This is a genomic window from Mesorhizobium sp. AR07 (genome assembly GCF_024746815.1).
Lineage (GTDB): Bacteria > Pseudomonadota > Alphaproteobacteria > Rhizobiales > Rhizobiaceae > Mesorhizobium.
This window is the reverse complement of the sequence record NZ_CP080525.1, coordinates 755,646-779,563: the sequence shown is the minus strand read 5'-3', so window position 1 is coordinate 779,563 and position 23,918 is coordinate 755,646. Positions and strand designations below refer to the sequence as shown.

Annotated in this window: 23 protein-coding genes and 2 pseudogenes; 9 read left to right on the top strand and 16 right to left on the bottom strand. The window is 62.9% G+C overall.

Annotated elements, in window-relative coordinates; translation table 11 throughout:
- Positions 1 to 155 precede the first annotated feature (155 nt).
- The 4 genes and pseudogenes from BPNPMPFG_RS04105 to BPNPMPFG_RS04090 form a co-directional block, all read left to right on the top strand.
- Positions 156 to 386 (top strand): annotated as a pseudogene (locus tag BPNPMPFG_RS04105) (hypothetical protein); the annotation flags it as partial.
- Positions 387 to 543: 157 nt separating this feature from the next.
- Positions 544 to 1,512 (top strand): ABC transporter substrate-binding protein, encoded by a 969-nt coding sequence (locus tag BPNPMPFG_RS04100; protein ID WP_413776832.1) that lies wholly within the window; start codon positions 544 to 546, stop codon positions 1,510 to 1,512.
- Positions 1,509 to 2,225 (top strand): L,D-transpeptidase, encoded by a 717-nt coding sequence (locus BPNPMPFG_RS04095; RefSeq protein WP_258593345.1) that lies wholly within the window; start codon positions 1,509 to 1,511, stop codon positions 2,223 to 2,225. The genes BPNPMPFG_RS04100 and BPNPMPFG_RS04095 overlap by 4 nt, the downstream gene beginning before the upstream one ends.
- 42 nt (positions 2,226 to 2,267) lie before the next feature.
- Entirely contained in the window at positions 2,268 to 2,597 is a 330-nt protein-coding gene (locus BPNPMPFG_RS04090) for a hypothetical protein (protein ID WP_258593344.1), read from the top strand.
- Positions 2,598 to 2,751: 154 nt separating this feature from the next.
- On the opposite strand, the gene BPNPMPFG_RS04085 is transcribed toward BPNPMPFG_RS04090, so the two are convergent.
- Positions 2,752 to 4,281, bottom strand: coding sequence for a winged helix-turn-helix domain-containing tetratricopeptide repeat protein (locus tag BPNPMPFG_RS04085; RefSeq protein WP_258593343.1), 1,530 nt, complete (start codon positions 4,279 to 4,281; stop codon positions 2,752 to 2,754).
- 201 nt (positions 4,282 to 4,482) lie between these two features.
- On the opposite strand from BPNPMPFG_RS04085, the gene BPNPMPFG_RS04080 reads away from it, so the two are divergent.
- Complete coding sequence (locus tag BPNPMPFG_RS04080) at positions 4,483 to 4,833, top strand: pentapeptide repeat-containing protein (protein ID WP_413776831.1); 351 nt, start codon at positions 4,483 to 4,485, stop codon at positions 4,831 to 4,833.
- On the opposite strand, the gene BPNPMPFG_RS04075 is transcribed toward BPNPMPFG_RS04080, so the two are convergent.
- The 7 genes and pseudogenes from BPNPMPFG_RS04075 to BPNPMPFG_RS04045 form a co-directional block, all read right to left on the bottom strand.
- On the bottom strand, positions 4,778 to 5,431 hold the full coding sequence (locus BPNPMPFG_RS04075; RefSeq protein WP_258593341.1) for a glutathione S-transferase family protein: 654 nt from the start codon (positions 5,429 to 5,431) through the stop codon (positions 4,778 to 4,780). The two genes, BPNPMPFG_RS04080 and BPNPMPFG_RS04075, sit on opposite strands and share 56 nt — an antisense overlap.
- Before the next feature lie 44 nt (positions 5,432 to 5,475).
- Complete coding sequence (locus BPNPMPFG_RS04070; RefSeq protein ID WP_258593340.1) at positions 5,476 to 6,348, bottom strand: aldose 1-epimerase family protein; 873 nt, start codon at positions 6,346 to 6,348, stop codon at positions 5,476 to 5,478.
- 176 nt (positions 6,349 to 6,524) lie between these two features.
- Entirely contained in the window at positions 6,525 to 7,241 is a 717-nt protein-coding gene (locus BPNPMPFG_RS04065; RefSeq protein ID WP_258593339.1) for a Bax inhibitor-1/YccA family protein, read from the bottom strand.
- Between the two features lie 22 nt (positions 7,242 to 7,263).
- The gene (locus BPNPMPFG_RS04060) at positions 7,264 to 8,037 is read right to left on the bottom strand and encodes an anti-sigma factor family protein (RefSeq protein WP_258593338.1); all 774 of its coding nucleotides are present in this window, start codon (positions 8,035 to 8,037) and stop codon (positions 7,264 to 7,266) included.
- Positions 8,034 to 8,586: pseudogene (locus tag BPNPMPFG_RS04055) on the bottom strand (sigma-70 family RNA polymerase sigma factor). Before BPNPMPFG_RS04055 ends, BPNPMPFG_RS04060 begins: the two are co-directional and overlap by 4 nt.
- A 131-nt stretch (positions 8,587 to 8,717) precedes the next feature.
- Positions 8,718 to 8,900, bottom strand: coding sequence for a histidine phosphatase family protein (locus BPNPMPFG_RS04050; RefSeq protein WP_258593337.1), 183 nt, complete (start codon positions 8,898 to 8,900; stop codon positions 8,718 to 8,720).
- Between the two features lie 7 nt (positions 8,901 to 8,907).
- The gene (locus BPNPMPFG_RS04045) at positions 8,908 to 9,156 is read right to left on the bottom strand and encodes a GNAT family N-acetyltransferase (protein WP_258593336.1); all 249 of its coding nucleotides are present in this window, start codon (positions 9,154 to 9,156) and stop codon (positions 8,908 to 8,910) included.
- 337 nt (positions 9,157 to 9,493) lie between these two features.
- On the opposite strand from BPNPMPFG_RS04045, the gene BPNPMPFG_RS04040 reads away from it, so the two are divergent.
- Positions 9,494 to 10,678: an amino acid aminotransferase gene (locus BPNPMPFG_RS04040; protein WP_258593335.1), complete on the top strand. Its 1,185-nt coding sequence runs from the start codon at positions 9,494 to 9,496 to the stop codon at positions 10,676 to 10,678.
- A gap of 168 nt (positions 10,679 to 10,846) precedes the next feature.
- Positions 10,847 to 11,671 (top strand): nucleoside triphosphate pyrophosphohydrolase, encoded by an 825-nt coding sequence (gene mazG / locus BPNPMPFG_RS04035; protein WP_258593334.1) that lies wholly within the window; start codon positions 10,847 to 10,849, stop codon positions 11,669 to 11,671.
- A 66-nt stretch (positions 11,672 to 11,737) separates the two neighbouring features.
- Here mazG and hflX read toward each other — a convergent pair whose 3' ends face one another.
- The 8 genes from hflX to dusB form a co-directional block, all read right to left on the bottom strand.
- Positions 11,738 to 13,129, bottom strand: a complete 1,392-nt coding sequence (gene hflX, locus BPNPMPFG_RS04030; protein ID WP_258593333.1) for a GTPase HflX — start codon at positions 13,127 to 13,129, stop codon at positions 11,738 to 11,740.
- Positions 13,130 to 13,375 (bottom strand): RNA chaperone Hfq, encoded by a 246-nt coding sequence (gene hfq, locus BPNPMPFG_RS04025; protein ID WP_006202172.1) that lies wholly within the window; start codon positions 13,373 to 13,375, stop codon positions 13,130 to 13,132.
- A gap of 145 nt (positions 13,376 to 13,520) precedes the next feature.
- Positions 13,521 to 14,384 (bottom strand): D-amino-acid transaminase, encoded by an 864-nt coding sequence (locus BPNPMPFG_RS04020; RefSeq protein WP_258593332.1) that lies wholly within the window; start codon positions 14,382 to 14,384, stop codon positions 13,521 to 13,523.
- Between the two features lie 160 nt (positions 14,385 to 14,544).
- Positions 14,545 to 15,906 (bottom strand): nitrogen assimilation response regulator NtrX, encoded by a 1,362-nt coding sequence (gene ntrX / locus BPNPMPFG_RS04015; RefSeq protein WP_258593331.1) that lies wholly within the window; start codon positions 15,904 to 15,906, stop codon positions 14,545 to 14,547.
- On the bottom strand, positions 15,896 to 18,181 hold the full coding sequence (locus BPNPMPFG_RS04010; RefSeq protein ID WP_258597056.1) for a sensor histidine kinase NtrY-like: 2,286 nt from the start codon (positions 18,179 to 18,181) through the stop codon (positions 15,896 to 15,898). The genes ntrX and BPNPMPFG_RS04010 overlap by 11 nt, the downstream gene beginning before the upstream one ends.
- 130 nt (positions 18,182 to 18,311) lie before the next feature.
- Positions 18,312 to 19,772 carry a nitrogen regulation protein NR(I) gene (gene ntrC, locus BPNPMPFG_RS04005; RefSeq protein WP_258593330.1) on the bottom strand — a complete coding sequence of 487 codons (1,461 nt, stop codon included), beginning with the start codon at positions 19,770 to 19,772 and terminating at the stop codon, positions 18,312 to 18,314.
- On the bottom strand, positions 19,769 to 20,911 hold the full coding sequence (locus tag BPNPMPFG_RS04000) for a two-component system sensor histidine kinase NtrB (RefSeq protein ID WP_258593329.1): 1,143 nt from the start codon (positions 20,909 to 20,911) through the stop codon (positions 19,769 to 19,771). The genes ntrC and BPNPMPFG_RS04000 overlap by 4 nt, the downstream gene beginning before the upstream one ends.
- Positions 20,908 to 21,936 (bottom strand): tRNA dihydrouridine synthase DusB, encoded by a 1,029-nt coding sequence (gene dusB / locus BPNPMPFG_RS03995; RefSeq protein ID WP_258593328.1) that lies wholly within the window; start codon positions 21,934 to 21,936, stop codon positions 20,908 to 20,910. The genes BPNPMPFG_RS04000 and dusB overlap by 4 nt, the downstream gene beginning before the upstream one ends.
- A gap of 243 nt (positions 21,937 to 22,179) precedes the next feature.
- On the opposite strand from dusB, the gene BPNPMPFG_RS03990 reads away from it, so the two are divergent.
- Entirely contained in the window at positions 22,180 to 23,409 is a 1,230-nt protein-coding gene (locus BPNPMPFG_RS03990; RefSeq protein WP_258593327.1) for a bifunctional 2-C-methyl-D-erythritol 4-phosphate cytidylyltransferase/2-C-methyl-D-erythritol 2,4-cyclodiphosphate synthase, read from the top strand.
- Positions 23,406 to 23,894 (top strand): CinA family protein, encoded by a 489-nt coding sequence (locus BPNPMPFG_RS03985; RefSeq protein WP_258593326.1) that lies wholly within the window; start codon positions 23,406 to 23,408, stop codon positions 23,892 to 23,894. Before BPNPMPFG_RS03990 ends, BPNPMPFG_RS03985 begins: the two co-directional genes overlap by 4 nt.
- Positions 23,895 to 23,918: the final 24 nt, after the last annotated feature.

The window sequence follows — 23,918 nt, the reverse complement described above, 5'->3', positions numbered from 1 at the left end:
GATTCCAGCCGCATCAGGTTTGCAAAGGTAGGTCTCTATGCGGCTGCGAAGTCAGCTCGAGTGTCCATGTAGATTGATGGACTTGGCTCGCTTTTCATCATCGCCCTTCGCCAAGCTTCTTGCTCAGCGTTTATCAGAGCTAATTCCCAAACACAGGCTTCGTCGCGCCCGCCGAAGCCAGGATTGGCCACCCGCTTACGCCGCTTTCCTACGCCGGAGTGGCCCGCCGCGAGGTTAGGCGCACGACAAGAAGGGAGTTGCGGCGCCTTTCGGTCTTGTCCACCGGCTGTGTCTATGGCTATTGTTACGGTGCCTACTACTACAATTGCGCCGGGGTGTATTACGCCCGCAGCAGCGGCGTCTATGTCGAAGTGATCGTGCAATAATTCTGTCGTGGGTAAGCTAACATAGCTTGTTCCTCGACCGCGACGGAACTCAGACAGCCCAACGTCGAGTGCCTTCGCCAAAGGGTTGTACAAGCGGTGGGGAAACGCATCGCTGTCTTCGACAGGATTCTAAAAAGCACTTGGAGAGGATCACCTGGTGGCCGATTTGGTGAAACTGGCATTGAAGGTGGCGGTAGCAGCCTTGGCGAATGTGCTCGGTAGTATCGGCGTTCACGCCGCCGATCTCGTTATAGCCATGCCAAACTGGTCGTCGGGCCAGGCGACAGCGAACATCCTGAAAGTGAGTCTCAAGAAGGAGTTCGGGATCGATGCGGATGTGGTGGAGATGGGCACCATGATCGCATTCGCCGGCCTGAACTCCGGGCAGGTCGACATCCATCCGGAAGTCTGGCTGCCGAACCTCGACACCTTGGTCAAGAAGTATGTCACCGATGCCGGCACGGTCGCGATCAGCCCGATCGGCGTTCCGGCCTGGCAGGGCATCTGCGCTAACCGGACAGCAGCCGACAAATACGGCTTCAAGGATATTTCCGACCTCAGTGATCCGAAGAAGACCGAGGCTCTCGACACGGACGGGGACGGCAAGGGCGAGATGTGGATTGGCGCCCAGACGTGGTCGTCGACCACAATCGAGCGCATCCGCGCCAACAGCTACGGCTATGCCAAAAACCTGACGTTGCTGGAGATGCCGGAAGATGTGGGCATGGCGGCTGTCGATGCGGCGGAGGCCTCGGATCGGCCGATGGTCTTCGCTTGCTATGCGCCGCATGTCGTCTTCAAATTGCACGACATCGTCCGCCTGACGGAACCGCCATACGATGCCGCCAAATGGAAGATCGTCCTGCCGACGGAAGACCCGCAGTGGCTTTCGAAGTCGAACGCCGCCGTTGGCTGGGACACGGCCCACTACCACATCGCCTATGCGACTTCGCTGCGTAAGAAACATCCGGAGGTGGTTCGCTTCCTGGAGCACGTCGACTTCAAGCCGGAGGAGGCGATCGACATGAGCTATGCGCTCCAGGTCGAGCGGCAGGCGCCCTATGCATACGCCGAGCAATGGGTGGCCAGGAACGAGGCGCGCGTCGAAGGATGGGCCAAGCAATGACCGGGCGCTCGAAGACAAGGTTCGGCAGGGACGAACGGGCGATCGGGACTGGCGGCAGGCATGCGGCAAGCCTCGCGGTTGTGTTGGCGCTGGGGTTGGTTTTTTCCACCGCCGCGTCCCTTGCCGCCGGGACGCAGGTCTACGATCCCAAGACACGTCAGTGGACGGACTACAATCGCACCAAGGCCTACCAGTACTACAAGCTTCACAAACAGGTGCCGGAATCCTTCCGTCCGCAAGTGGTCAAGTTCCGGACCGCCGAGCAGCCCGGCACCATCATCATCGATGGCAACCAGCATTTCCTCTATCTCGTCCAGCCCGGCCAGCAGGCGATCCGCTACGGCATCGGCGTGGGCAGGGAGGGCTTCGGATGGGCCGGTATCGTCAAGGTCGGGCGCATGGCGGAGTGGCCGACTTGGACACCGCCGGCCGAAATGGTTGCCCGGGATCCAAAAGCCCGGCCTTGGGCCAACGGCATGCCCGGGGGGCCTGACAATCCGCTCGGCGCGCGGGCGCTCTATCTCTATGAAGACGGCCACGACACCATCTACCGAATCCACGGCACGCCCGAACCGTGGACCATCGGTCTGGACGTGTCTTCCGGATGCATCCGCATGAACAATGGCGACATCATCGACCTGCATTCCCGCATCAAGGTCGGGGCGAAGGTCATCGTGCTGATGCAGGGCGCGGCGCTCTACAAGGGTGTGTGATCAAAGGACGGACGTATAGTTCGATAAACAGAGGACAAGACCATGGTGACCGGCAGGCAGATCAGGATGAGGCACTGGGCCGTCTACGGGTCAGCCTCAATCGTCATCGCAACGGTTCTCGGAGCGTGCCAGAGCGCGCCGACGCCCGACCAGATGTCGAGGACCACGGTCGAGACAGCACCGGCCGATCTCCAGCTTCTTTGTGCCGGCGAAGCGGCAAAGGCGAGCGGGGTCGATAGCAGCAAGGCGTTGCCGACCAGTTCGCGCAAGCTCGATTCCAAGAGCTACCAGGTCGAACTCAATGTCGCGGGAAAGCCAACGAGTTGCATCGTCGATACCGACGGCAAGGTGGCTTCGGTTCAGCCGGCCTGACGATCAGAGCCGAAATGCGTCGAAGAGGGGCGACGATAATCGAGATGCACAAGCTGATCCTTCATTCAGGGATAAGCTATAGGACCTTCTGTTTTCATTGTATTTTTTCCTTAGCCAGACTCCATTTATCGTGAAAGCCACAGTCGCCGGCGCGTCACTCCGGAAGACCGGCCTTGCGGTAGCCATCAACGAAATGCTCAAGCACAGCTGCGTCGCGGAATGGCTCCGTCGTGGCCCAGTGGCGGGTAGTGAAATGCGGGTTGCCGACGAGGAACAGTTCGACCTCGGCGCGAGCCTCGTCGAGCCGGCCGAGTTGCGCAAGGCTTGCCGCCAGGAAACGGCGTGAGCTTGTGCGATAGGTCTCGTCCCTGCGCAGTGTCTCGATAGCGGCTTCGTAATCGCGCGCCGCATATTGTGCCTGGCCGAGCGTCAAATAGTACCAACTGGCCGGAAACGGGTTCAGCCGGAACGCCTTGCGAATGTGCTCGAGGCCCTCTCCGACCCGCCCGGCCAGGACAGCGATGTCGGATAGTGCCGCCCAGGTGTCGGCCTCGTTCGGGTCGAGTTCGATCGCCTTGGCGAATTCCGCATCCGCCTCGGTGAAGCTGCGCTCATAGGCAAGCAGGTAAGCCAGGATCCAGCGGCAACCAGCATCGTTGGGATCGATCGCCACGGCTTTGCGCGCCATTTCCAAGGCAACGCTGCGGGCAGCTTCGGTTGGTCCGCCCCAATGCACCCATCCCATCCAGTGGTTCATGGCCAGCCAGCGATAGGCCTCGGCGTATTCCGGATCGAGCGAGACCGCGCGCGTCAGCATCAGATGCGCTTCCCGCGCCATCTGCGGCGAATCATCGATCAGCTTGCGCGCCCGCACGCAGAGATCGTAAGCCTCGAGATTTTTGGGCCGGTTGCGTGGCAGCGGTGCGCGCAGCCGGCCGAGCAACGCCTCCACGATCTTGGCTGTCACCTCGTCCTGAACGGCAAAGATATCTTCCAGGCTGCGATCGAAGCGTTCCGCCCAGAGATGATCGCCACTCACCGCGTCGACCAGCTGGGCGTTGATGCGCACGAGCCCTGCGGCACGTCTCGCGCTGCCCTCCAGCAGGTAGCGCACGCCAAGGTCCTCGGCGATTGCACGCACGTCCATCGCCTTTCCTTTGTAGGCAAAGGCCGAGTTGCGCGCGATGACGAACAGGCCGGAGATCCTCGACAGGTCGGTGATCAGGTCCTCGGTCAACCCATCCGCGAAGGATTCCTGCTCGGGATCGTTGCTGATATTGACGAAGGGCAGCACGGCTATCGATGGCGTGCTGGGCAGCGGCAAAGGTTTTCGCATGGCGTCACCGAGCTGTTCGACGGCCCCGGTGAAGCGGTAGCCGACGCGCGGAACCGTTGATATCCATTCGCCGCCCCCATCACTGCCATCCCCGGCCGGACCAAGCAGCTTGCGCAACTGAGCGATCTGGACGGTGAGATTGCCCTCCTCGACGGCCGTGCCCGGCCACGCCGCGTCCATCAACTCGGCCTTCTCAAGGATTTCGCCGGGCCGTCCGACCAGCGCCGCAAGCAGCTTCAGCCCGCGGTAGCCAGCGGCAACGGGGACATCGTTCCGAAGCAGCGTTCCCGCACCGGAATCAAGCACGAACGGACCAAAGGCAAAGCGCGATCCCTGCATAGGGCGCATCTATAGCCCGTTTGGAACTTTTGAGAACTATTTGGGAGCGCTTAATTACGGCGCTGTTCGTATCCTGCAGAATTCAACCTCTTTCAGGTCGAGGGTCCCCGGACCTTCAAACCATATGGAGGTTGTCGTGAACGATACAATTGCATCGGCCTCGCACCAGGTAGCGCGGCCGGGAACGCCCGTGGCACCGGCGGAAGTGTCGTGTCGGCACCTGACGACCCTGCGAAGCATTGTCGCGACCTGGCGCGAGCGGACCTGGCGCGAGCGGACCTGGCGCGAGCGGACCTGGCGCGAGCGGACCTGGCGCGAGCGGATACGCTTTCGCTGGCAACTCAGGCAAATGTCGAAGGACAATCCCCATTTGATCGACGATATCGGCCTGACCAGACGGCAGGTCGAGGCAGAGATCGCCAAGCGCTTCTGGGAAACATAAGGCGGATCATGGGAGTCACATGCAGCCTCCTGCCGCCCGGCCAACACGATCCGCCCCTGCCCGCTACTTTGCAGCCGTTTGCGGGACCGGTGGCAATTCAGGCGCACCCAGTCCCCTGAAGGGATCGCGCCAGGCGTCGATCTCTTCAAGGCGGCGATACCAGCGACCGACAGAGGGATAATCGTCGAGCGGCAATCCGGCGACATCGTTGAACGGCAGAAAGGTCGCCATTCGGAAGTCGGCATAGGAAACCGAATTTCCGACCAGCCATTCTCGTTCGAAAAGCACGGCCTCGAGAATTGCAGCGGCCGTGCGGAAATGTGTCAGCCCCTCTTCCACGCGCTTCCGATCAATCGGGCCTATGCCGTACCGCTGTTTGGTGCCACGCTCGAAATGCACCGTGTCGCAAGCGAATGCGAAGTGCTCCTTGCCCCAACTGAGCCATCGGATCATCTCGGGTTCGTCATCGCCGGTTCGCCAGAAATCCGAATGCGCGGCGCGTGAGAGCCGGCAGGCTATGGCGTCCGCTTCCCAGAGGCTTTTTCTCCCGTCTTCGACAAGTATGGGCAGTGAGAGATTGGGATTTAACGGGCGATATTTCTCTGCCTGGCCCGCAGCGAATGGCGAGGCGAATTCGAATTCGACCTTCGCATCGAGATAGCGTGCCGCCGCGACCGCGAGCCGAGGGTTGGGATTGCGGCTGAAGTACAGCTTCATTCCATGACGGTCCTTGAATGGCACCTACGATTTTGAAGCAAAGCTCACAGCAGCCGGATCTGATAGCTCAGCACGCGCTTCGCGGCCGGCGCGATCAGCATCAGGCCCGGCTTGTCGACAAAATCGCCGTCGAAGTCCACGGGACTTGCGACGCCGTACCAAGGCTCGATGCATAGGAACGGCGCGCCGCCCGGCTTTGACCAGATGCCCAACTCCTGAAATCCCTGCCACGACATCTCGATCGCCGGACCATCCTTGGCGGCGTAACGTACGCTGTTGTTGGCGGGCTGATCCAGGATCACCGCGTCCTCGTCGAACAGCCGCTCGGAGAGCGCAAGGACGTTGCCTTCGACGGGCGTCGGCTGCGGTGTTTTCAGCAGCAGACCGTCCTTCAGCCGACGGATCGGAGCCGGCTCGTCATCGGCAAAGGTCAGCTGGTAATCCGTCTTGGCAAGTTCCGGCAGCAGCGGCCAATTGAACGCCGGGTGCGCGCCGATCGACGCCGGCAGCATCTCGTCGCCGGTGTTGGTGATGTCGAAGGTCACGCCAAGCTGCCGGCGGTCCAGCGTGTAGGTCACGGCGAGGCGAAAGGCGAAGGGGTAGTGCGTGCTTGTATCGGCGTCGTCGGTGAGAACCAGCGTGCAGGACCGGGGCCCCCTCTGCGCCCAGGCAAACGGCTTGTCGCGCGCGAATCCGTGCTGCGTCATCGGATAGGTCCGGCCGCGATGGCGCAGTTGGTCTCCGTTCAGCCTGCCAACGATCGGAAACAGCACTGGCGAATGCCGCCGCCAAGCCGGCCCGGCCTGCCACAGGAGTTCAAATCCTTCGGCATCTTGCAGCGAAACCAGTTCGGCGCCCTGCGCGACGATGGTCGCCGAGATGCCGTCGCCATGAAGCGTTTGGCTGTCTTGTGCCACATGTCCTCGCGGGTCGGAGTTGAAGGCTGGTGCGATGGCCAGACTAGCAAAAGCTCCTGGGGACTCAAGGTGCAGCCGGGTCCTGCCAGAACGAATTGTGGCCGGAGGATCTCCCTCCGGCCACCTCTCCGCATCAGGGGCGAAAGTCCTCGCCCTTGCCCACAGCGGACCGTTCGTTACTCGCGCTCGCCGGTGAAATTCAGCAGCAGCTGGAAGATGTTGATGAAGTTCAGATAGAGCGAGAAGGCGCCGAAGACGGCGAGCTTCTGGCGCGATTCCGCGTCGAAATTCTCGGCATACTGTTCCTTGATCGTCTGCGTGTCCCAGGCGGTCAGGCCGATGAAGACGGCGATGCCGATCACCGAGATGGCGAACTGCAGCGCGGTCGAACCGAGGAAGATGTTGACGATGCTGGCGATCACCACGCCGATCAGGCCCATGATCAGGAACGACGAGAACTGGGTCAGGTCGCGCTTGGTCGTGTAGCCGTAGAGGCTGGTGGCGCCGAACATGGTGGCGGCGATGAAGAAGGTGCGTGCGATGCTGGTTCCGGTGAAGACCAGGAACACGGAGGCCAGCGACAGGCCCATGACCGCGCAGAAGGCCCAGAACATCGCCTGGGCGCTTGCCGCCGACATGGTCTGCATCTTGAACGAGAACAGCATGACGAAGGCGAGCGGCGCCAGCATCACCACCCATTTCTGCGGGCTGGAGAAGATCGGCACATAGAGCGCGGGCGTCGACGAGATCATGAAGGCGACCAGACCGGTAACTACCAGGCCAACGCCCATATAGTTGTAGACGCGCAGCATGTGCTGGCGCAGGCCCTCGTCGAAGACGGCGCCGGCTTGGGCGCCGGCGCCGACGCGGTATCCCAGATTGGGAGTGTTCATTGGAGTCTCCTTTGTGGATCGATCAGTAAAGCGTTTTGGCGAGCGTCTCGGCGGCGCGATCGAGGTCGCGGACCTCGCTTTGTCCGACCAGCGCATAGGCGACCTCGCCGATCTGGAAATAGGCCGAGGAAATGTCGCCCGAGGGCGCGACGGTCGGCTTGACGACGTCGAAGGTTCCCGGCCGGATCGCGAACAGCGACACCAACCCCATGTCCTTGGTATCGACCGCCATCTCGACGCTCGGGCCGAAACGCGACGGATAGACCTGCACGTCGCGCACCTTCCAGTCCTTGGGCAGCGACGGCATGACGATGGCGGTCGCGGCGCGGATCTCGCCGGCATTGTAGTTGGGCGCTTCCGGCTGCGACGGCATGGTCTCGCGCACCAGCGTGGTCCTGTGTGCCCGCACCGCCTCATCGACATAGGCGGGCGGTTGTGGCGAGGCGACGACCTTGGTCACCGACATCGGCCCGATGATGCCGTTCGCCAGCCAGCCGGCGGCAACGAAGGCGGCCACCGCAGCCGCGCGCTGCAGCACACCGAAGATGCGGCCCCGGGCAAGCCCCCTCTCCAGCCGCCGTGCGGCGTCGGCGGTTGCCGGTCGCGCCATGCCCTTGGAGCCGGCAAGCGACACGCGCAGCTCGTCGCGGGTCCGCAGATCCGACATCACGCGCGCCGCCGCCTCTGGACGAGCGGACAGAAACGCCTCGACATCGATGCGGCGGGTGACGTCGAGCTGGTCGTCGACATAGGCGTCGAGGTCGGCATCGGCCACGGGATCGACAGTTCCAGTCATGACGGGCCTCCAACGATCCTGAGGTGGTTTTTCGTCTTCGAGGGAGCCGCGTCCTCCATCTCTCGCAACGCGGCGCGCGCCCTGCCGATGCGCGACATCAGCGTTCCCAGCGGTACGCTGCTGGCATCGGCCGCCTGTTGGTAGGAAAGCCCCTCGATAGCAAGCGAGATGCAGTGCCGAACGCTGTTCTTCCGGCAGGCTGAAAAAGGCTTCACGCACCTGCGCCAGGCGCACCGCATGTTCCTGCGGTGCCGGCGTGCTGCCATCGGCAAGATATCCGGCCTGCTCGATACGCGCGGCTTCCGAGCGGCGCGAGCGCATGCGGTCGACGAAAGTGTTGTGGACGATCGACAGCAGCCAGGCGCGCAAATTGCCGCTGGAGCGGAAGGTGCCGCGCCGCTCGTAGGCACGCACCAGCGCGTCATGCACGAGATCCTCGGCGTCCGTGCTGTCACGCGTCAGCGAGCGCGCGTAGCGGCGCAGCGAACCGAGCTGTCCTATGATGTCAAAGCGTGGCATCGACCGTTTCATGTCCTGTTTACGGAGCATGTGGTGGTTTTAATCCCTGCCGCGCCAATTTTTTTCGCTTGGCCCGCCGGACATTGTTCGCGGCTACCTCACCTCGCCGACAAAACCGCGCACTTTTGCGATTCAGGTGGTCGACCGTCGTGCCTCAATCCTCAGGCCTTAGGTAGTTTTGCCGGCTTCGGCGTGGTCACACCGCAGGCACGCAACACCCACCTGCGGCCGTCGCTGCGAAAATCGGTGACGCTCAGCGGCTCGATGTCGATCTTCCAACAGGCGGCAAGCGGCGCGCCGAGAACATGCAGGATCGCGGTGCGGATGACGCTGGCATGAGTCACGGCAACCTCATTTTTCCTTTGAGCCAATCCACTTCGTCATGTCGACGGTGTTCAAGGGTATTGTTTCGTGCGGATAGACTCGCACCTCCGTCCAGCCTCGTGAGGCATAGAAGCTCCGGGATCTCACATTGGGTTCGAGGCAGCGCAAACGGCCTTTCGCGAACCCACGCGAGGCAATTTCGTTTTCCAAATCAGCCAATAGAGCCGTTCCCGCGCCGAGACCCTGCGCGGATGGGTGAATCCACAAATCGCTCACCACGTCCGCTTGAGACAGCCCGACCCCAATGATGCGTTGAGGATCGCAAGCTACTCACGCGCTCATCCAATCATCATCGCCAGCCTTTAGCGGCTCGGAAGTCCAGAGCCCGCCATATGTGGCGTCCAGCGAAGCCTCAACGCACTCTTTGACGGCGGTCATGTCCGCAAGCGCGGCTCTGCGTGTGATTATCATCACCTTGCCTCCCCATGACAGATCCCGGGCAGTACGCCTTGGGTCTGGTCAAGTCCATGGCGCTCCCCCGACGCGCAGGAAAACCGCTGGCGAAGCGCCACCGATTTGCGTATCACTCCGCCGCGCTAACGGAACCATAGCGATGTTTGAAGACCTGCAGCCAGCTCCCGCCGACAAGATCCTTGCCCTGATCGGCCTCTATCGCGCCGATCCGCGCCCCGACAAGGTCGACCTCGGTGTCGGCGTCTACAAGGATCGCGACGGCAAGACGCCGGTCATGCGCGCCGTGCGCGAGGCCGAAAAGCGGCTGCTGCAGGGCCAGGACACCAAGACCTATCTCGGCCTTGCCGGCGATGTCGGCTTCAACACGGTGATGGCCAAGCTGGCTTTCGGTCCGGGCGCCGACATGACGCGCATCCGGGCGGCGCAGGCGCCGGGCGGCTCCGGCGCGCTGCGGCTGGTGGCGGAGTTGCTGAAGCGGACACGTTCGGACGCGGCCGTCTGGCTGTCGGATCCGACCTGGCCGAACCACATGCCGGTGATGCGCGCCGCTGGGCTGAATATCCGTGACTACCCCTATTTCGATGCGGCTTCGGGCGCTGTCAGCTTCGACGACATGCTGGCGGCGCTGCGGACGGCAAAGAGCGGTGACGTGGTGCTGCTGCATGGCTGCTGCCACAACCCGACCGGCGCCAATCTGAATGTGGCCCAGTGGGCGGCCGTCGCCGATCTGGTCGTCGAGCGTGGCCTGCTGCCGTTTGTCGACATCGCCTATCAGGGCTTTGGCGATGGCCTTGAGGCCGATGCCGCCGGCTTGCGCCTGCTGGCGGCGAAGGTTCCGGAAATGGTCGTCGCGTCCAGCTGCTCGAAGAATTTCGCCGTCTACCGCGACCGTGTCGGTGCGGCGATGATCCTGGCCAAGGACGGCGCCCAGGCCGATGTGGCGATGAGCCAGATGCTGTCGGCGGCGCGCGCCATGTATTCGATGCCGCCGGACCATGGTGCCGCCGCGGTGCGCATCGTGCTGGAAGACGCCGCCTTGCGTGCGGACTGGGAGGCTGAACTCGAGGAGATGCGGCTGCGCATGCTCAGACTTCGCGTACAGTTCGCCGAGGCGTTGCGGCGCCAGTCCAATTCCGATCGGTTCGATTTCGTTGCCAGCCATCGCGGCATGTTCTCCCGGCTTGGCCTCACGGAAGCGCAGGTCGAGCGGCTGCGTGCCGAACACGGCATCTACATGGTCGGCGACAGCCGCATCAACGTGGCAGGCCTGCCCGAGGATGGCATGGGCGAACTCGCCAAGGCGATCATTTCCGTTCTTGATTGATTGCTGGGCACCCAGCACCTGTGGACAAGGCCGCCTCGCCGGCTGACAGCGTTGGCCGCGCGGGCGGCCACGCGATAGCATCCGATAGAGCGGTTCTGCGTCTCACGGAAACGCAGAACCGCTCTATCTCTCCGTTTTGACGCAATTCCGGACGGAAAATAGCTCTAGATGACGCCATCAAAAGACATTTCGCGCCTGATCGAGATCATGGCGGCGCTGCGGGCGCCGAAGACCGGTTGTCCATGGGACATTGAACAGGATTTTTCGACCATCGCGCCCTATACGATCGAGGAAGCCTATGAGGTGGCGGACGCCATCGCGCGCGGCGATCTCGGCGATCTGCGCGACGAACTCGGCGACCTCCTGCTGCAGGTCGTCTATCACGCGCAAATGGCCGAGGAGGCTGGCGAGTTCGCCTTCGGCGATGTGGTCCAGGCCATCACGACGAAGATGATCCGTCGCCATCCGCATGTTTTTGGCGACCAAGAAGCCCGCAGCGCCGGCATGGCCAAGGGCATGTGGGAAAAGATCAAGGGCCAAGAGAAGGCGGAGAAGCGGCAAGCTCGCCTTGCCCGCGGCCTCGACCCCGAAGACAATGGCAAGGGGTTTCTCGACAGTGTACCGGTCGCCCTGCCCGCGCTAACGCGGGCGCTGAAGCTTCAGGAGAAGGCCGCCCGCGTCGGTTTCGACTGGAGCGAGGCAGCCCCCATCCTCGACAAGATCGAGGAAGAGATCGGCGAGTTACGCGAGGCGCTGGCGAAAGGCGAGACGGCGTCGATCAAGGACGAGTTCGGCGACATGCTGTTTGCCGTCGTCAATCTCGGCCGTCACCTCAAGCTCGATTCCGAAGCCGCGCTGAGCGGCACCAACGAAAAATTCCGCTCACGCTTCCACTATGTCGAGCAGGCTCTGGAGAAGTCCGGCAACACGCTGGAAAAGGCCGGTCTGGCCGAGATGGAAGCGCTCTGGCAGGAAGCAAAAACCGCGAAGTAACCTGCTTTTGGGTTTGTTTATGCATGTCGTTCTCCCAAAACCGGGGCCACTTTTGGGCGACATGCATTAGCCCTGATTTTTGCGTCGCAATCTGCTTTCGATCTCTTCGCGGGCGCTTTGCGTCGCCTTGAGCGAGATGGTGGCGCTGCCGTCGTCATTGTCGGTGCGCGAAACGACGTCGCCATTGCGATAAAGCCAGTCGACAAGGCCGAACTGTGCCGGCTCGATCGTCACCGTCAGGTCTTCGAGCTCGCCCGCCATCCGCGTTTCGATGATCGCCTTCAGCGCATCGATGCCCTCGCCGGTCACCGCCGACACCGCAATCGGCGGCGCCTTGCTCGCGTCGGCGCCATCGGCAAGCAGCCGGTTCCTGTTGCCTTCGTCGAGCCGGTCGATCTTGTTCCACACTTCGATGACCCGCTTGGCGTCGCCGGCATCGACGCCAAGATCGGCGAGGATGCGCTCGACATCCTCTGCCTGCGCGGCAGTGTCGGGATCGGAAATATCGCGCAGGTGAATGACGAGATCGGCCTCGACCACCTCTTCCAGGGTGGCGCGGAAAGCGGCGATCAGGTGCGTCGGCAGGTCCGAGATGAAACCGACTGTGTCCGAAAGGATGATCGGCGTGCCATGCGGCAGGCGCACGCGCCGAAGCGCCGGATCGAGCGTCGCGAACAGCATGTCCTGCGCCAGGACGTCCGCTCCAGTCAGCCTGTTGAACAGCGTCGATTTGCCGGCATTGGTGTAGCCGACGATCGCCACCACCGGAAACGGCACCTTCTTGCGCTTGGCGCGATGCAGGTCACGGGTGCGGCGCACCGTTTCCAGCTCATGCTTCAGCTTGATGATCTTTTCCTGCAACTGCCGCCGATCGGACTCGATCTGGGTTTCACCGGGGCCGCCGAGGAAGCCGGCGCCACCGCGCTGGCGCTCGAGGTGGGTCCAGCTGCGCACGAGGCGGCCCTTCTGGTAGTTGAGATGGGCGAGTTCGACCTGCAGCGTGCCTTCCTTGGTGCGCGCGCGCTCGCCGAAGATCTCGAGGATCAGCCCGGTGCGGTCCAGCACCTTGGCGTTCAGTTCCTTTTCGAGATTGCGCTGCTGCACCGGGGTCAGCGGATGGTCGACAATGACCACTTCAGCATGACCCTCTTTGACGATTTCGGCGAACTCGGCGACCTTGCCGCTGCCGAGCAACGTCGCCGGGCGCGGATCGTTGACGGTCACCACTGCCGTGTGGATCAGATCGAGGTTGATTGCGCGGGCAAGGCCGACCGCTTCATCGTGGCGGGCCTCAGCCGAACGCACCAGCCTTGGACGGTTTGTCTCGTCGTCGTTGCGCTGGTGGCGGGTAAGCACGGGCACAATGACTACAGCCCTGGTCGGACCCTTGGCTTCCGTCCCGGGATGATGCGCTGGTTTTCCGCGAACCGTGGCGTCCGCGTCTTTCTCACGTGCCAATCAGGCGCCCTGGCTTTCCTCGCCATCGAACATCTGAACCGGCTGGCTCGGCATGATCGTGGAAATGGCGTGCTTGTAGACGAGCTGGGAATGACCGTCGCGGCGCAGCAGGACACAGAAATTGTCGAACGAAGTGACCACGCCGGTCAGCTTCACGCCGTTGATGAGGAAGATGGTGAGCGGGTTCTTGCTCTTGCGAACTGAATTCAGGAACAGGTCCTGAAGGTTTTGCGATCGTTCCGCCATTGTTCTTGTCTTTCGCCGATCCCCTTCGGTTTGCAAGCCAATGCGCCAAATTAACCGGCACATGTCAAGCTCGCAAACACCGTCTTGTCGTCAGTAACGACAAGCAGAACGAGATATATTGATGTTCATTCCACCTGTGCGGTTATCAGGCTGGACTTTTTTCCGCAATGTCAAAAAAGGCCTGCCGCAACGAAAGTGTTACCGAGCCGGGGTGTCCATTGGCAACCGGATCGCCGTCGATGGCCACGACCGGCATCGCAATTGTCGTCGCGGAACTGATGAACGCCTCGCGTGCCGCCTTGGCCTCGGCGACGGAAAAGCCGCGCTCCTCGATCTTCAAGCCTAGGCTGGCCGCCACTTCGAACATGGTCGTGCGGGTGATGCCGCGCAGGATGCCATGTTCGGCCGGCCTGGTGACCAGAACGCCATCCCTGCTGACGATCCAGGCGTTCGACGAGCCGCCTTCCTTGACCATGCCGTCGCCGTCGACGAACCACGCCTCCTGCGCACCGGCTTCCTTGGCCTTCTGCTTGGCCAATACGTTGGGCAGCAGTCCGACGCTCTTGATGTCGACGCGATCCCAGCGATTCTCAGCCACGGTGATGACCGCGATGCCGGTTTCAGCCCGCTTTGCTCCAGCGGCGGGATCGGCTTTCCTCGCGGTTACCACCAAAGACGGCTTGGTGTCCGCCGACGGGAAGACAAAGTCACGGCTGGCGACGCCGCGCGTCACCTGGACATAGACCAGGCCGTTGGCGACATGGTTGCGGTTGACCACTTCGCGCAGGACGAGCGGCAACACGCCTCGGGTGACCGGCCAGGCGATCGACAGTTCGGTCAGCGAGCGGTTCAGCCGGGCCAGATGGCGCGGCATGTCGACGATAAAGCCACGCGCCACTTCGCAGACCTCATAGACGCCGTCGGCGAACTGATAGCCGCGGTCCTCGATATGCACGGCAGCGTCCGCGTGAGCGACGTAGCGCCCGTTGACATAGGCAATGCGCGGCATGGGCAACCCCTGGAAAGCTCTCGGGCTTTCTTATGCGATTCCGCCGCCGCCGTAACCGGCAAATGCTTGGCCCACGCGCGGCTGAACGGGCGTCGCGCCTGTCTAGAGCGTTGACGCAATTCCGGACGGAAAACCGTTTCACACTTTTCCTGGAATTGCTCTAGACGCCCAGCGACTTCAGCTTGCGATGCAAAGCGGAGCGCTCCATGCCGATGAACTCGGCGGTTTTCGAGATGTTGCCGCCGAAGCGGTTGATCTGGGCGATCAGATAGTCCTTCTCGAACTGTTCACGCGCCTCGCGCAGCGGCAGCGCCATGATGTGCTGGTCGGATTGATTCGGCGTGCGCGGCATCACATCGCCGATCTCGGATGGCAACAGGTCGGCGGTGATCGGTGCATCGACATCGTCGCCGCGCGCCAGGATCATCAGGCGTTCGACATTGTTGCGCAGCTGGCGGACGTTGCCCGGCCAGTTGTGTGCCTGCAGCACCGCCAGCGCGTCATCGCCGATGCGACGCGGCTTGATGCCGGCCTGGCGTGCGATCTGCTTCATGAAATTGTCGACGAGGTAGGGAATGTCCTCGCGCCGCTCGGCCAGCCCCGGCACCATGACCGGAACCACCGCCAGGCGATGATAGAGATCCTCGCGGAAACGCCCGTCGGCAATCATCGCTTCGAGGTTCTGCGAGGTCGAGGAAATGATGCGGACGTCGACCTTGACCCGCTTGGTGCCCCCTACCCGCTCGAACTGCTGTTCGACCAGCACGCGCAGGATCTTGTTTTGCGTCTCGCGCGGCATGTCGGCCACTTCGTCGATGTAGAGAATGCCGCGATGGGCCTCCTCGAGCGCGCCGACCTTGCGCTCGACGCCATTCGATTCGGTGCCGAACAGCTCGATCTCCATGCGCTCGGGCGTGATGTTGGCGGCGCTCAGCGTCACGAACGGTGCGGTCTTGCGCGCCGACAGCGTGTGGATGGCGCGCGCGGCCAGTTCCTTGCCTGAGCCGGAGGGGCCGATGATCATGACGCGGCTGTTGGTCGGCGCGACGCGCTCGATGGTCTGGCGCAACTGGCTCATCGCCGACGACATGCCGATCAGATCGAAGGTTTCGCCGCTGCGCTGCTTGAGGTCGGAAACCTCGCGCCGCAATTTCGAGGTCTCGAGCGCACGCTCGGCGATGAGGATCAGCCTGTCGGCCTTGAACGGCTTTTCGATGAAGTCATAGGCGCCGCGACGGATAGCGGAGACCGCCGTTTCGATGTTGCCGTGGCCGGAGATCATCACCACCGGCAAGGTCGGGTGCATCGTCTTGATCTCATCAAGCAGCGCCAGCCCGTCCAGACGCGAGCCCTGCAGCCAGATGTCGAGGAAAATCAGCCGCGGCGCCCGGTCGGCGATCGCCGCCAACGCGCTGTCGGCATCGAATGCCGTACGGGTTTCGTGACCTTCGTCGCTCAGGATGCCCGCGACGAGTTCACGGATGTCTTCCTCGTCATCGACGATGAGAATATCAGACGCCATTACCGACCTTTTCAGTTTCTCGTTCGTTCTGCGTCCTGCTGTCGCTACGTGGAGACGCGGCGACGGCAGGCGGCAGGATGATGCTGATCATCGCGCCCCGCCCATTGTGGAAATCCGCGGGGGCGTCATGAAGTTCCAGCCTGCCACCATGGTCCTCCACGATCTTCTTGACGATAGCGAGACCGAGCCCGGTGCCCTTCTCGCGTGTGGTCATATAGGGCTCCAGCAGCCTTTGGCGATTCTCGCGCGGCAGGCCTTTGCCATTGTCGATGACGTCGATGCGAATCGCGCCATTCTGGCGCCCGGCTTGAATCCGGATTATGCCGTGCGAACCGTCCTTCTGTTCGAGCCCGTCGATCGCCTCGGCGGCGTTCTTGATCACATTGCCGAAAGCCTGCGCCATCAGACGGCTGTCGAAAGTGCCCTTGAGCGGCTCGTTGCCGAACACGCGTTCGAAAGCAATGTCGGCGCGGCTGACTTCGACCAGGAACGAAGCCTCGCGCAGGGATTCGCGCAGGTCGATGGACTTCATCTCGGGTTTGGGCATGCGAGCGAAAGCGGAGAATTCGTCGACCATGCGGCCGATGTCCTCGACCTGCCGGATGATGGTGTCGGTGCATTGATCGAAAATCTCGCGATCCTCGGTGATGACCTTGCCGAAGCGTCGCTTGATGCGCTCGGCCGACAGCTGGATCGGCGTCAGCGGATTCTTGATCTCGTGCGCGATGCGCCGCGCCACGTCGGCCCAGGCGGAGGAGCGTTGCGCCTGAACCAGATCGGTGATGTCGTCGACCGTCACGACATAGGATTTTTCCTCCGAGCCGTCATTGCCGGCCTCGATGGTGATCTGCACGTTGAAGGTCCGCTCGGCGCCGGCGCGGTAGAAGGTCACCTGCTCGCGGTAGACAGGCTTGCCGGACTTGCGGCCGATTTCGAAGACGCGGCCGACATGCGGCAGTACGGCGGAGAGATTTTGCCCAAGTGCCGCGCTGGCGGATATGGCCAGCATCGCCTCGGCCGAGCGGTTGACGATGGTGACGATGCCATAGGGATCGACGCCGATGACGCCGGCGGTGACACCGGCAAGCACCGCCTCCGAAAAGCGCCGCCGCTCGTCGATCAGGTCCTTTGCGGACAGGATCTCGTTGCGCTGTGATTTCAGTTCCAGCAACATCTTGTTGAAGGTGTCGCCGAGCGAGGCGACATCGCCGTCCGAAGGCCTGACGGGAACCGCGACATCGAGATTGCCGGTTGCGACTTCGTCGGCGGCGCCGATCAGCTGGCGAATGGGCCGCACCAGACGGTCGGCGACGGCGATGCCGGTCCAGATGGCGGACAGGATGATGATCAGCGTCAGCGACAGATAGGGCAGCGCGAAGGCAACCTGCGAGGTGCGCCTGTTATCTTCCAGACCGCGGTACTCATCGGTGTTGGATCTGACGATCTGCCGCGCCTTGATCACCTCGGGATCGACGAGACGGATGGTGTAGAGATAGAGGCCTTCGATCTCGCGCAGCTTGACGATGGCGCCCATGATGTTGCGCGTTTTCGGCTCGATCAGCACCGGCCTGCCGTCGGCCGCGCTGGCCACGGCGCCTTCCGGCGGCTCGGGCATGGCAAAATCTGTGTCGGTCTTGGCGCTCATGACGAAAGAGCCGTCAGGTTTGATCAGCGCCGCATGGGCCAGCGACCGGCCCACCGCTTCCTTGTTCATGAGATCGAGAAAGCCAGTCCGATCAAGGCCGTAGAGCGTCCTGGACGCGTCGAGATCATAGGCCATCGACAGCGTCGTGCCCTGAAGGTTGCGGGCGTTTTCCTGGACATAGGCGTCGGCGATCGACAGCGACGAATTGACAATCGTCTTAGTCCGGATCTCGAACCAGCGGTCGAGGCCGATGTCGAGCGTGATCGAGGCGATGATCGCCACCATGATGGCGGGAATTGCGGCGACCAGTGCGAACATGGCGACGATGCGCACGTGCAGCCGCGAGGCCGCCTTGCCGTGCCGGCGCGCCATCAGGATGCGATGCACTTCACGTCCGACCAGCGCGGTGAGGAACAGGACGAAAGCGGCATTGAGGGCAATCAACGCCAGCGTCGTCGATTCGTTCGGTGTGATCGGCGTGGCGCCGACAAGGATGGCGAATGAGATCGCCGCCGTCACCAGCGCGCCGCCGACCGCGACCACGCCCGGCAGCGCAAGCAGCCGGCGCCCGTCACGCGTGCCGGGTTCGCTGAAAAGCGGTTGGTTGAGTGTCGGTGCCTGCGGAGCCATGTCGCCGTCTAGAGCCATGATTGCGTCCGATGTATGCAACGCATTGTGGCGATTATGCAACAAGTGTGACCGAGACGGGAATCTTTCGCCAGCCGTCCCCTGAAAACAGGCCTGAGCCCGGATCAGGAGTTCAGGACTGTCGCGATGATTTGTAGACGTTGACGCCGAGATCGCGGATTTTCTTGCGCAGCGTGTTGCGGTTGACCCCCAGCAATTCGGCGGCCTTGATCTGGTTGCCGCGGGTTGCCGTCATCGAGGCCAGGACCAGCGGATATTCGACCTCGGACAAAATCCGCTGGTAGAGCCCCGCGGGCGGCAAGTCGCCGGCAAACGAAGCGAAATAACGCTGCAGGAAGTGCTCGACCGCCTGGCCGATGGACAGGTCGTCGGGAATGAGATTGCCGCCGCCCGGCACCACAGGGCGCTCGCCGGTCTTGAGCTCCGCCTCGATGATCTCGGCGGAAATCTCGTCCTGCGAATAGAGCGCGGCGAGCCTGCGCACGAGGTTTTCCAGCTCGCGCACATTGCCGGGCCACGGGTAGCGTTTCATCAATTCGATGCCGCCGGAGGAGATGCGCTTGGTCTGCAGACCTTCCATCTCGCCAAGCTTGAAGAAATGCCGGACGAGATCGGGAACGTCCTCGGAGCGCTCGCGCAGCGCCGGCAGCCTGAGCGGCACGACGTTGAGGCGATAGAAAAGATCCTCGCGGAAGAGCCCCTGGTTGATGAGGGTGCGCAGATCCTTGTTGGTGGCGGCGACGATGCGCACGTCGGTCTTGATCGGCGTGCGGCCGCCGACGGTCGTGTACTCGCCTTGCTGCAGGACGCGCAGCAGCCGCGTCTGCGCCTCCATCGGCATGTCGCCGATCTCGTCGAGGAACAGCGTACCGCCCTCGGCCTGCTCGAAGCGGCCGGTCGAGCGGTTCTGCGCACCGGTGAAGGCGCCCTTCTCGTGGCCGAACAGTTCCGATTCGATCAGGTCGCGCGGGATCGCCGCCATGTTGATGGCAACGAAGGGCCCGCCGCGACGGCGGCCATATTCATGCAGCGCGCGCGCCACCAGCTCCTTGCCGGTGCCGGATTCGCCTGAGATCATCACCGTCAGGTCGGTCTGCATCATGCGCGCCAGCATGCGGTAAATGTCCTGCATGGCAGCAGAGCGGCCGACCAGCGGCATCGCGTCGGGCTGTTCTTCCGGCCGCACTTCGATCTTCGGCCGCCGCGGTTCGGAAAGCGCCCGGTTGACGATGTTGAGGAGCTCGGTCAGGTCGAATGGCTTGGGCAGATATTCGTAGGCGCCGGTTTCGGATGCGCGGATAGCGGTCATGAAGGTGTTCTGGGCACTCATGACGATGACGGGCAGTTCCGGCCGCGCTTTCTTGATGCGCGGCAGCATGTCGAAGGCGTTTTCGTCCGGCATCACCACATCGGTGATGACCAGATCGCCCTCACCGGCCGCCACCCAGCGCCACAATGTCGAAGCGTTGGAGGTGACGCGCACCTCGTGGCCGACGCGCGACAGCGCCTGGTTGAGAACGGTGCGGATCGCCGCATCGTCGTCGGCGACGAGAATATTGCCGCGAACGGTCATTTGCGGTCTCCTTCACCGTCTTCATCGGCGCCGTATGGCGCTTCTTTCCACGCCGGCATCAGGATGCGGAAGGTGGTCCCGCGCGGTGTCGATTCGCATTCGATGATGCCGCCATGCTCGCCGACGATCTTTGCGACCAGCGCCAGACCCAACCCCGAGCCGTTCGGCTTGGTGGTGATGAACGGATCGAACAGGATCGGCAAGATATCTTCCGAGACGCCCGAGCCATTGTCGCGCACGCAGAATTCCAGCGGCAGCGATACGCGATCCTGCGTGCCCGGAACGGAAACGCGGATGCCAGGCCGAAAGGCGGTCGACAGTACGATCTCGCCCTGCGGGTCGCTGCCGATCGCCTCGGCGGCGTTCTTGACCAGGTTGAGGAACACCTGGATGAGCTGGTCGCGGTTGGCAAATACCGGAGGCAATGAAGGATCATAGTCCTCCATTATCTTGATTCTCTTGGCAAAACCGTTCTTGGCGATCGCCTTCACATGGTCGAGAACGACATGGATGTTGACGGGGTAGCGATCGATCGGCCGCTCGTCGGAAAACACCTCCATGCGATCGACCAGCGACACGATGCGATCCGTCTCGTCGGTGATCAGCCGCGTCAGCGCGCGGTCCTCGTCGGAAGCCGACAGTTCGAGCAGCTGGGCGGCACCGCGGATGCCGGAAAGCGGGTTCTTGATCTCATGGGCGAGCATCGCCGCCAGACCGGTCACCGAGCGTGCCGCGCCGCGATGCGTCATCTGCCGGTCGATCTTGTCGGCCATCGACCGTTCCTGGAACATCACCACGACGGAGCCCGGAAATTCCGGCACCGGTGCGACATAGAGATCGACGACCTTCTCGATGCCGAGACGCGGCGACGACACGTCGACCCGATACTCGTTGACCGGAGCGCGACGCTCGCGCACCTGATCGACGAGCGTCAGCAGCGGGCTGCCGAAGGGGATCAACTTGGACAGCGTGTTGCGCGCCAGCATTGTCGCGCTCGAGCGAAAAAAGTCCTCGGCATCGGCATTGGCGAAGGTGATGAACCCTTGTTCGCTGATCATGATCACCGGGCGGCGGATGGTGTTGAGCACGATCTGGGCGGCATCCGCCATTTCGGTACCCTGGCCCGCGGCGGCGTTCATGCGGCGCTCCGCAGGTTCAACGGTTGCGGATCGCGCGAAAACACATCACGCAGCAACGCGATGGCGCGCGCGGGCTCGAATGTCGTCAGAATGGCTTTTCGGCTGTCGTCGGCGATGCCGCCGGCATGACGATCGAGATACCAGCCAAGGTGCTTGCGCGCCTGGCGCAGGCCGCTCTCGACGCCATAGAGCGCCAGCATGTCCTCGTAGTGGGAGACGATATAGTCAGCCAGCGCCGTAGGGCTCTGCGGGACGTTAGGCACTGTTGCGCCTATCGCGGCCGCCGCGATGCTGCCGGCGATCCAGGGCGCCCCATAATGCGCGCGGCCGACCATCACCGCGTCGGCGCCGGACTGGTCGAGGATTTCGATGGCTTCAGCCGGGGAGCAAACATCGCCATTGGCAACGACCGGGATGGACACCGCTTCCTTGACCCGGGCGATGGCGCGCCAGTCGGCCTTGCCCTGGTAGAACTGGCAGCGCGTGCGACCGTGCACGGTCACCATCCTGACGCCTGCCTGTTCGGCACGGCGCGCCAGCATTGGCGCGTTGAGCGCGCCTTCGTCCCAGCCGAGCCGCATCTTGACCGTTACCGGCACCTTGACCGCGCCGACCACGGCGTCGATCAGCGACAGCGCATGGTCGAGATCCAGCATCAGTGCCGAGCCGGCATAGCCGCCGGTGACCTTCTTGGCCGGGCAGCCCATGTTGATGTCGATGATGTCGGCGCCTTCGCCAGCGGCTATACGCGCGCCCTCGGCCATATGCGCCGCCTCGCGGCCGGCAAGCTGCACCATGTGAACCGGCAGGCCGGAATGACGGATGCGCAGGTCGAAACCCGCCCTGCCCTTGGCAAGCTCGCCGCTGGCCACCATTTCGGACACGACCAAGCCGGCGCCATGTGCGTGGGCACGCCGGCGGAACGGCTCATCCGATATCCCCGACATCGGCGCCAGGAACACGCGATTGCGGATTTGCACGCCGCCGACATCGAGAGGCGCGGCCAATTTGGTCAAGTCAGGCATGCACAAAAACCAAGCATGTTCATTCGTTGCACATTCTCTAGCCAGAACCGTCGCAATGTGCAACGCGGAATGACGCCACATTAAGGCGCAATTGGGAAAATGCTGGCCTTCGGCTTTGGCCGCGACCAAAGCGCCGCGCGCCCTTCAGGACGCGCAAGGGACGCTTTGGATGTTCATATTTGGCGCACGATCTTTTCCGAAAACCGATTACACTTTTCGGGATCGTGCGCTAAGCCAATCGGCATGACTGTCGCAAGTGAAAATCACGTTTCGAGTGAGGACGGCAAGGTCGCGGTGGTGATCGTCGCCGCCGGCCGCGGCGCGCGTGCCGGGCAGGCCAACGGTCCCAAGCAATACCAAAACATCGGCGGCCGCGCCGTGATTGCGCATACGCTGGACATGTTTCTGGCCCATCCGCAAACGGGCCAGATTGTTGTCGCCATCCACGCCGACGACCACGAATTGTTCCGGCAAGCGGCGGGCGCCAATGCTGAGCGCGTGACCGCCGTCATTGGCGGGGCAACCAGGCAGGAATCCGTCCGGCTCGGCCTGCTTGCGTTGAGAGGCCACGCGCCGGACCAGGTTCTGATCCACGACGCCGTCCGTCCATTCGTCGATGCGGAGTTGATCGACCGCACCATCGCCGCCATCGGCGAACACGAGGGCGCCTTGCCCGCCCTACCCGTCGCCGACACGCTGAAGCGCGAGTCGGCGGGCGGCGCGGTCGGGGAAACCGTTTCGCGCAGCGGGCTTCATGCCGCCCAGACGCCACAGGGCTTTCCGTTCTGGCTGATCCTCGCCGCGCACGAGAAAGCCCATCATCTGGGAAAGACGGACTTCACCGACGACGCGGCAATCGCCGAATGGGCGCAAATGCCGGTAAAAATCGTTCCGGGCTCGCCGGACAATGTCAAACTCACCTGGGCACGGGATATTGCGATGGCTGACCAGCGGCTTTCCGGCGAACGCGTGCGCTTTCCCGACATAAGAACCGGCAATGGCTACGACGTCCACGCCTTCGAACCCGGCGACCGCGTCACACTGTGCGGCGTCGCTATTCCGCATGACAGGAAACTGTCCGGCCATTCCGACGCCGATGTCGGCCTGCACGCATTGACCGATGCGTTGCTGGCGACGTGCAGCGCCGGCGACATCGGCACGCACTTCCCGCCATCCGACCCGCAGTGGAAAGGCGCTGCCTCACATATCTTCGTCGAGCATGCGGCAAAACTTGTGCGCGAGCGCGGCGGCCGCATCGCCAATGCCGACATCACGCTGATCTGCGAGGCGCCGCGCGTCGGCCCGCATCGCGAGGCGATGACGGCGGCCCTGTCGCGGATGCTGGCAATTTCGCCGGACCGCATCTCGATCAAGGCGACAACCAACGAAAAGCTCGGCTTTGTCGGGCGCGAGGAAGGCATAGCTGCCATCGCCACCGCCAGCGTGGTGTTTCCGGGCGAGGTGCCGGAATGAACAGCAACGACATGGCAAATGCGCTGCTGCAAGCCTGCCAAAAGCGCGGCATCATGCTGGCGACGGCCGAAAGCTGCACAGGCGGGATGATCATCGCAGCGCTCACCGACATCGCCGGCTCCTCCGCCGTTGTCGATCGCGGCTTCATCACCTATTCAAACGAGGCCAAGATGGACATGCTCGGTGTGTCCGCTGCCACGCTTGATGCGCATGGCGCGGTTTCCCGCGAGACGGCGATCGAGATGGCAAAGGGCGCGCTTGCCCGTTCGCGCGCGGGGCTGACCCTGGCGGTCACCGGCATCGCCGGCCCCGGCGGCGGTTCGGCGGAAAAACCCGTCGGCCTGGTCTGGTTCGGCGTTGGCATAGACGGCGAGACCGTGACCGCCGAACACAAATTGTTTGCCGACAAGGGTCGCGATTTCATCCGCCAGGAAACGGTCAGGCATGCGTTGGAATTGGGTCTGCGGGCGCTCGGCCAGCGTTAAAGCGCGACGCGCTTTAAGTCCTTG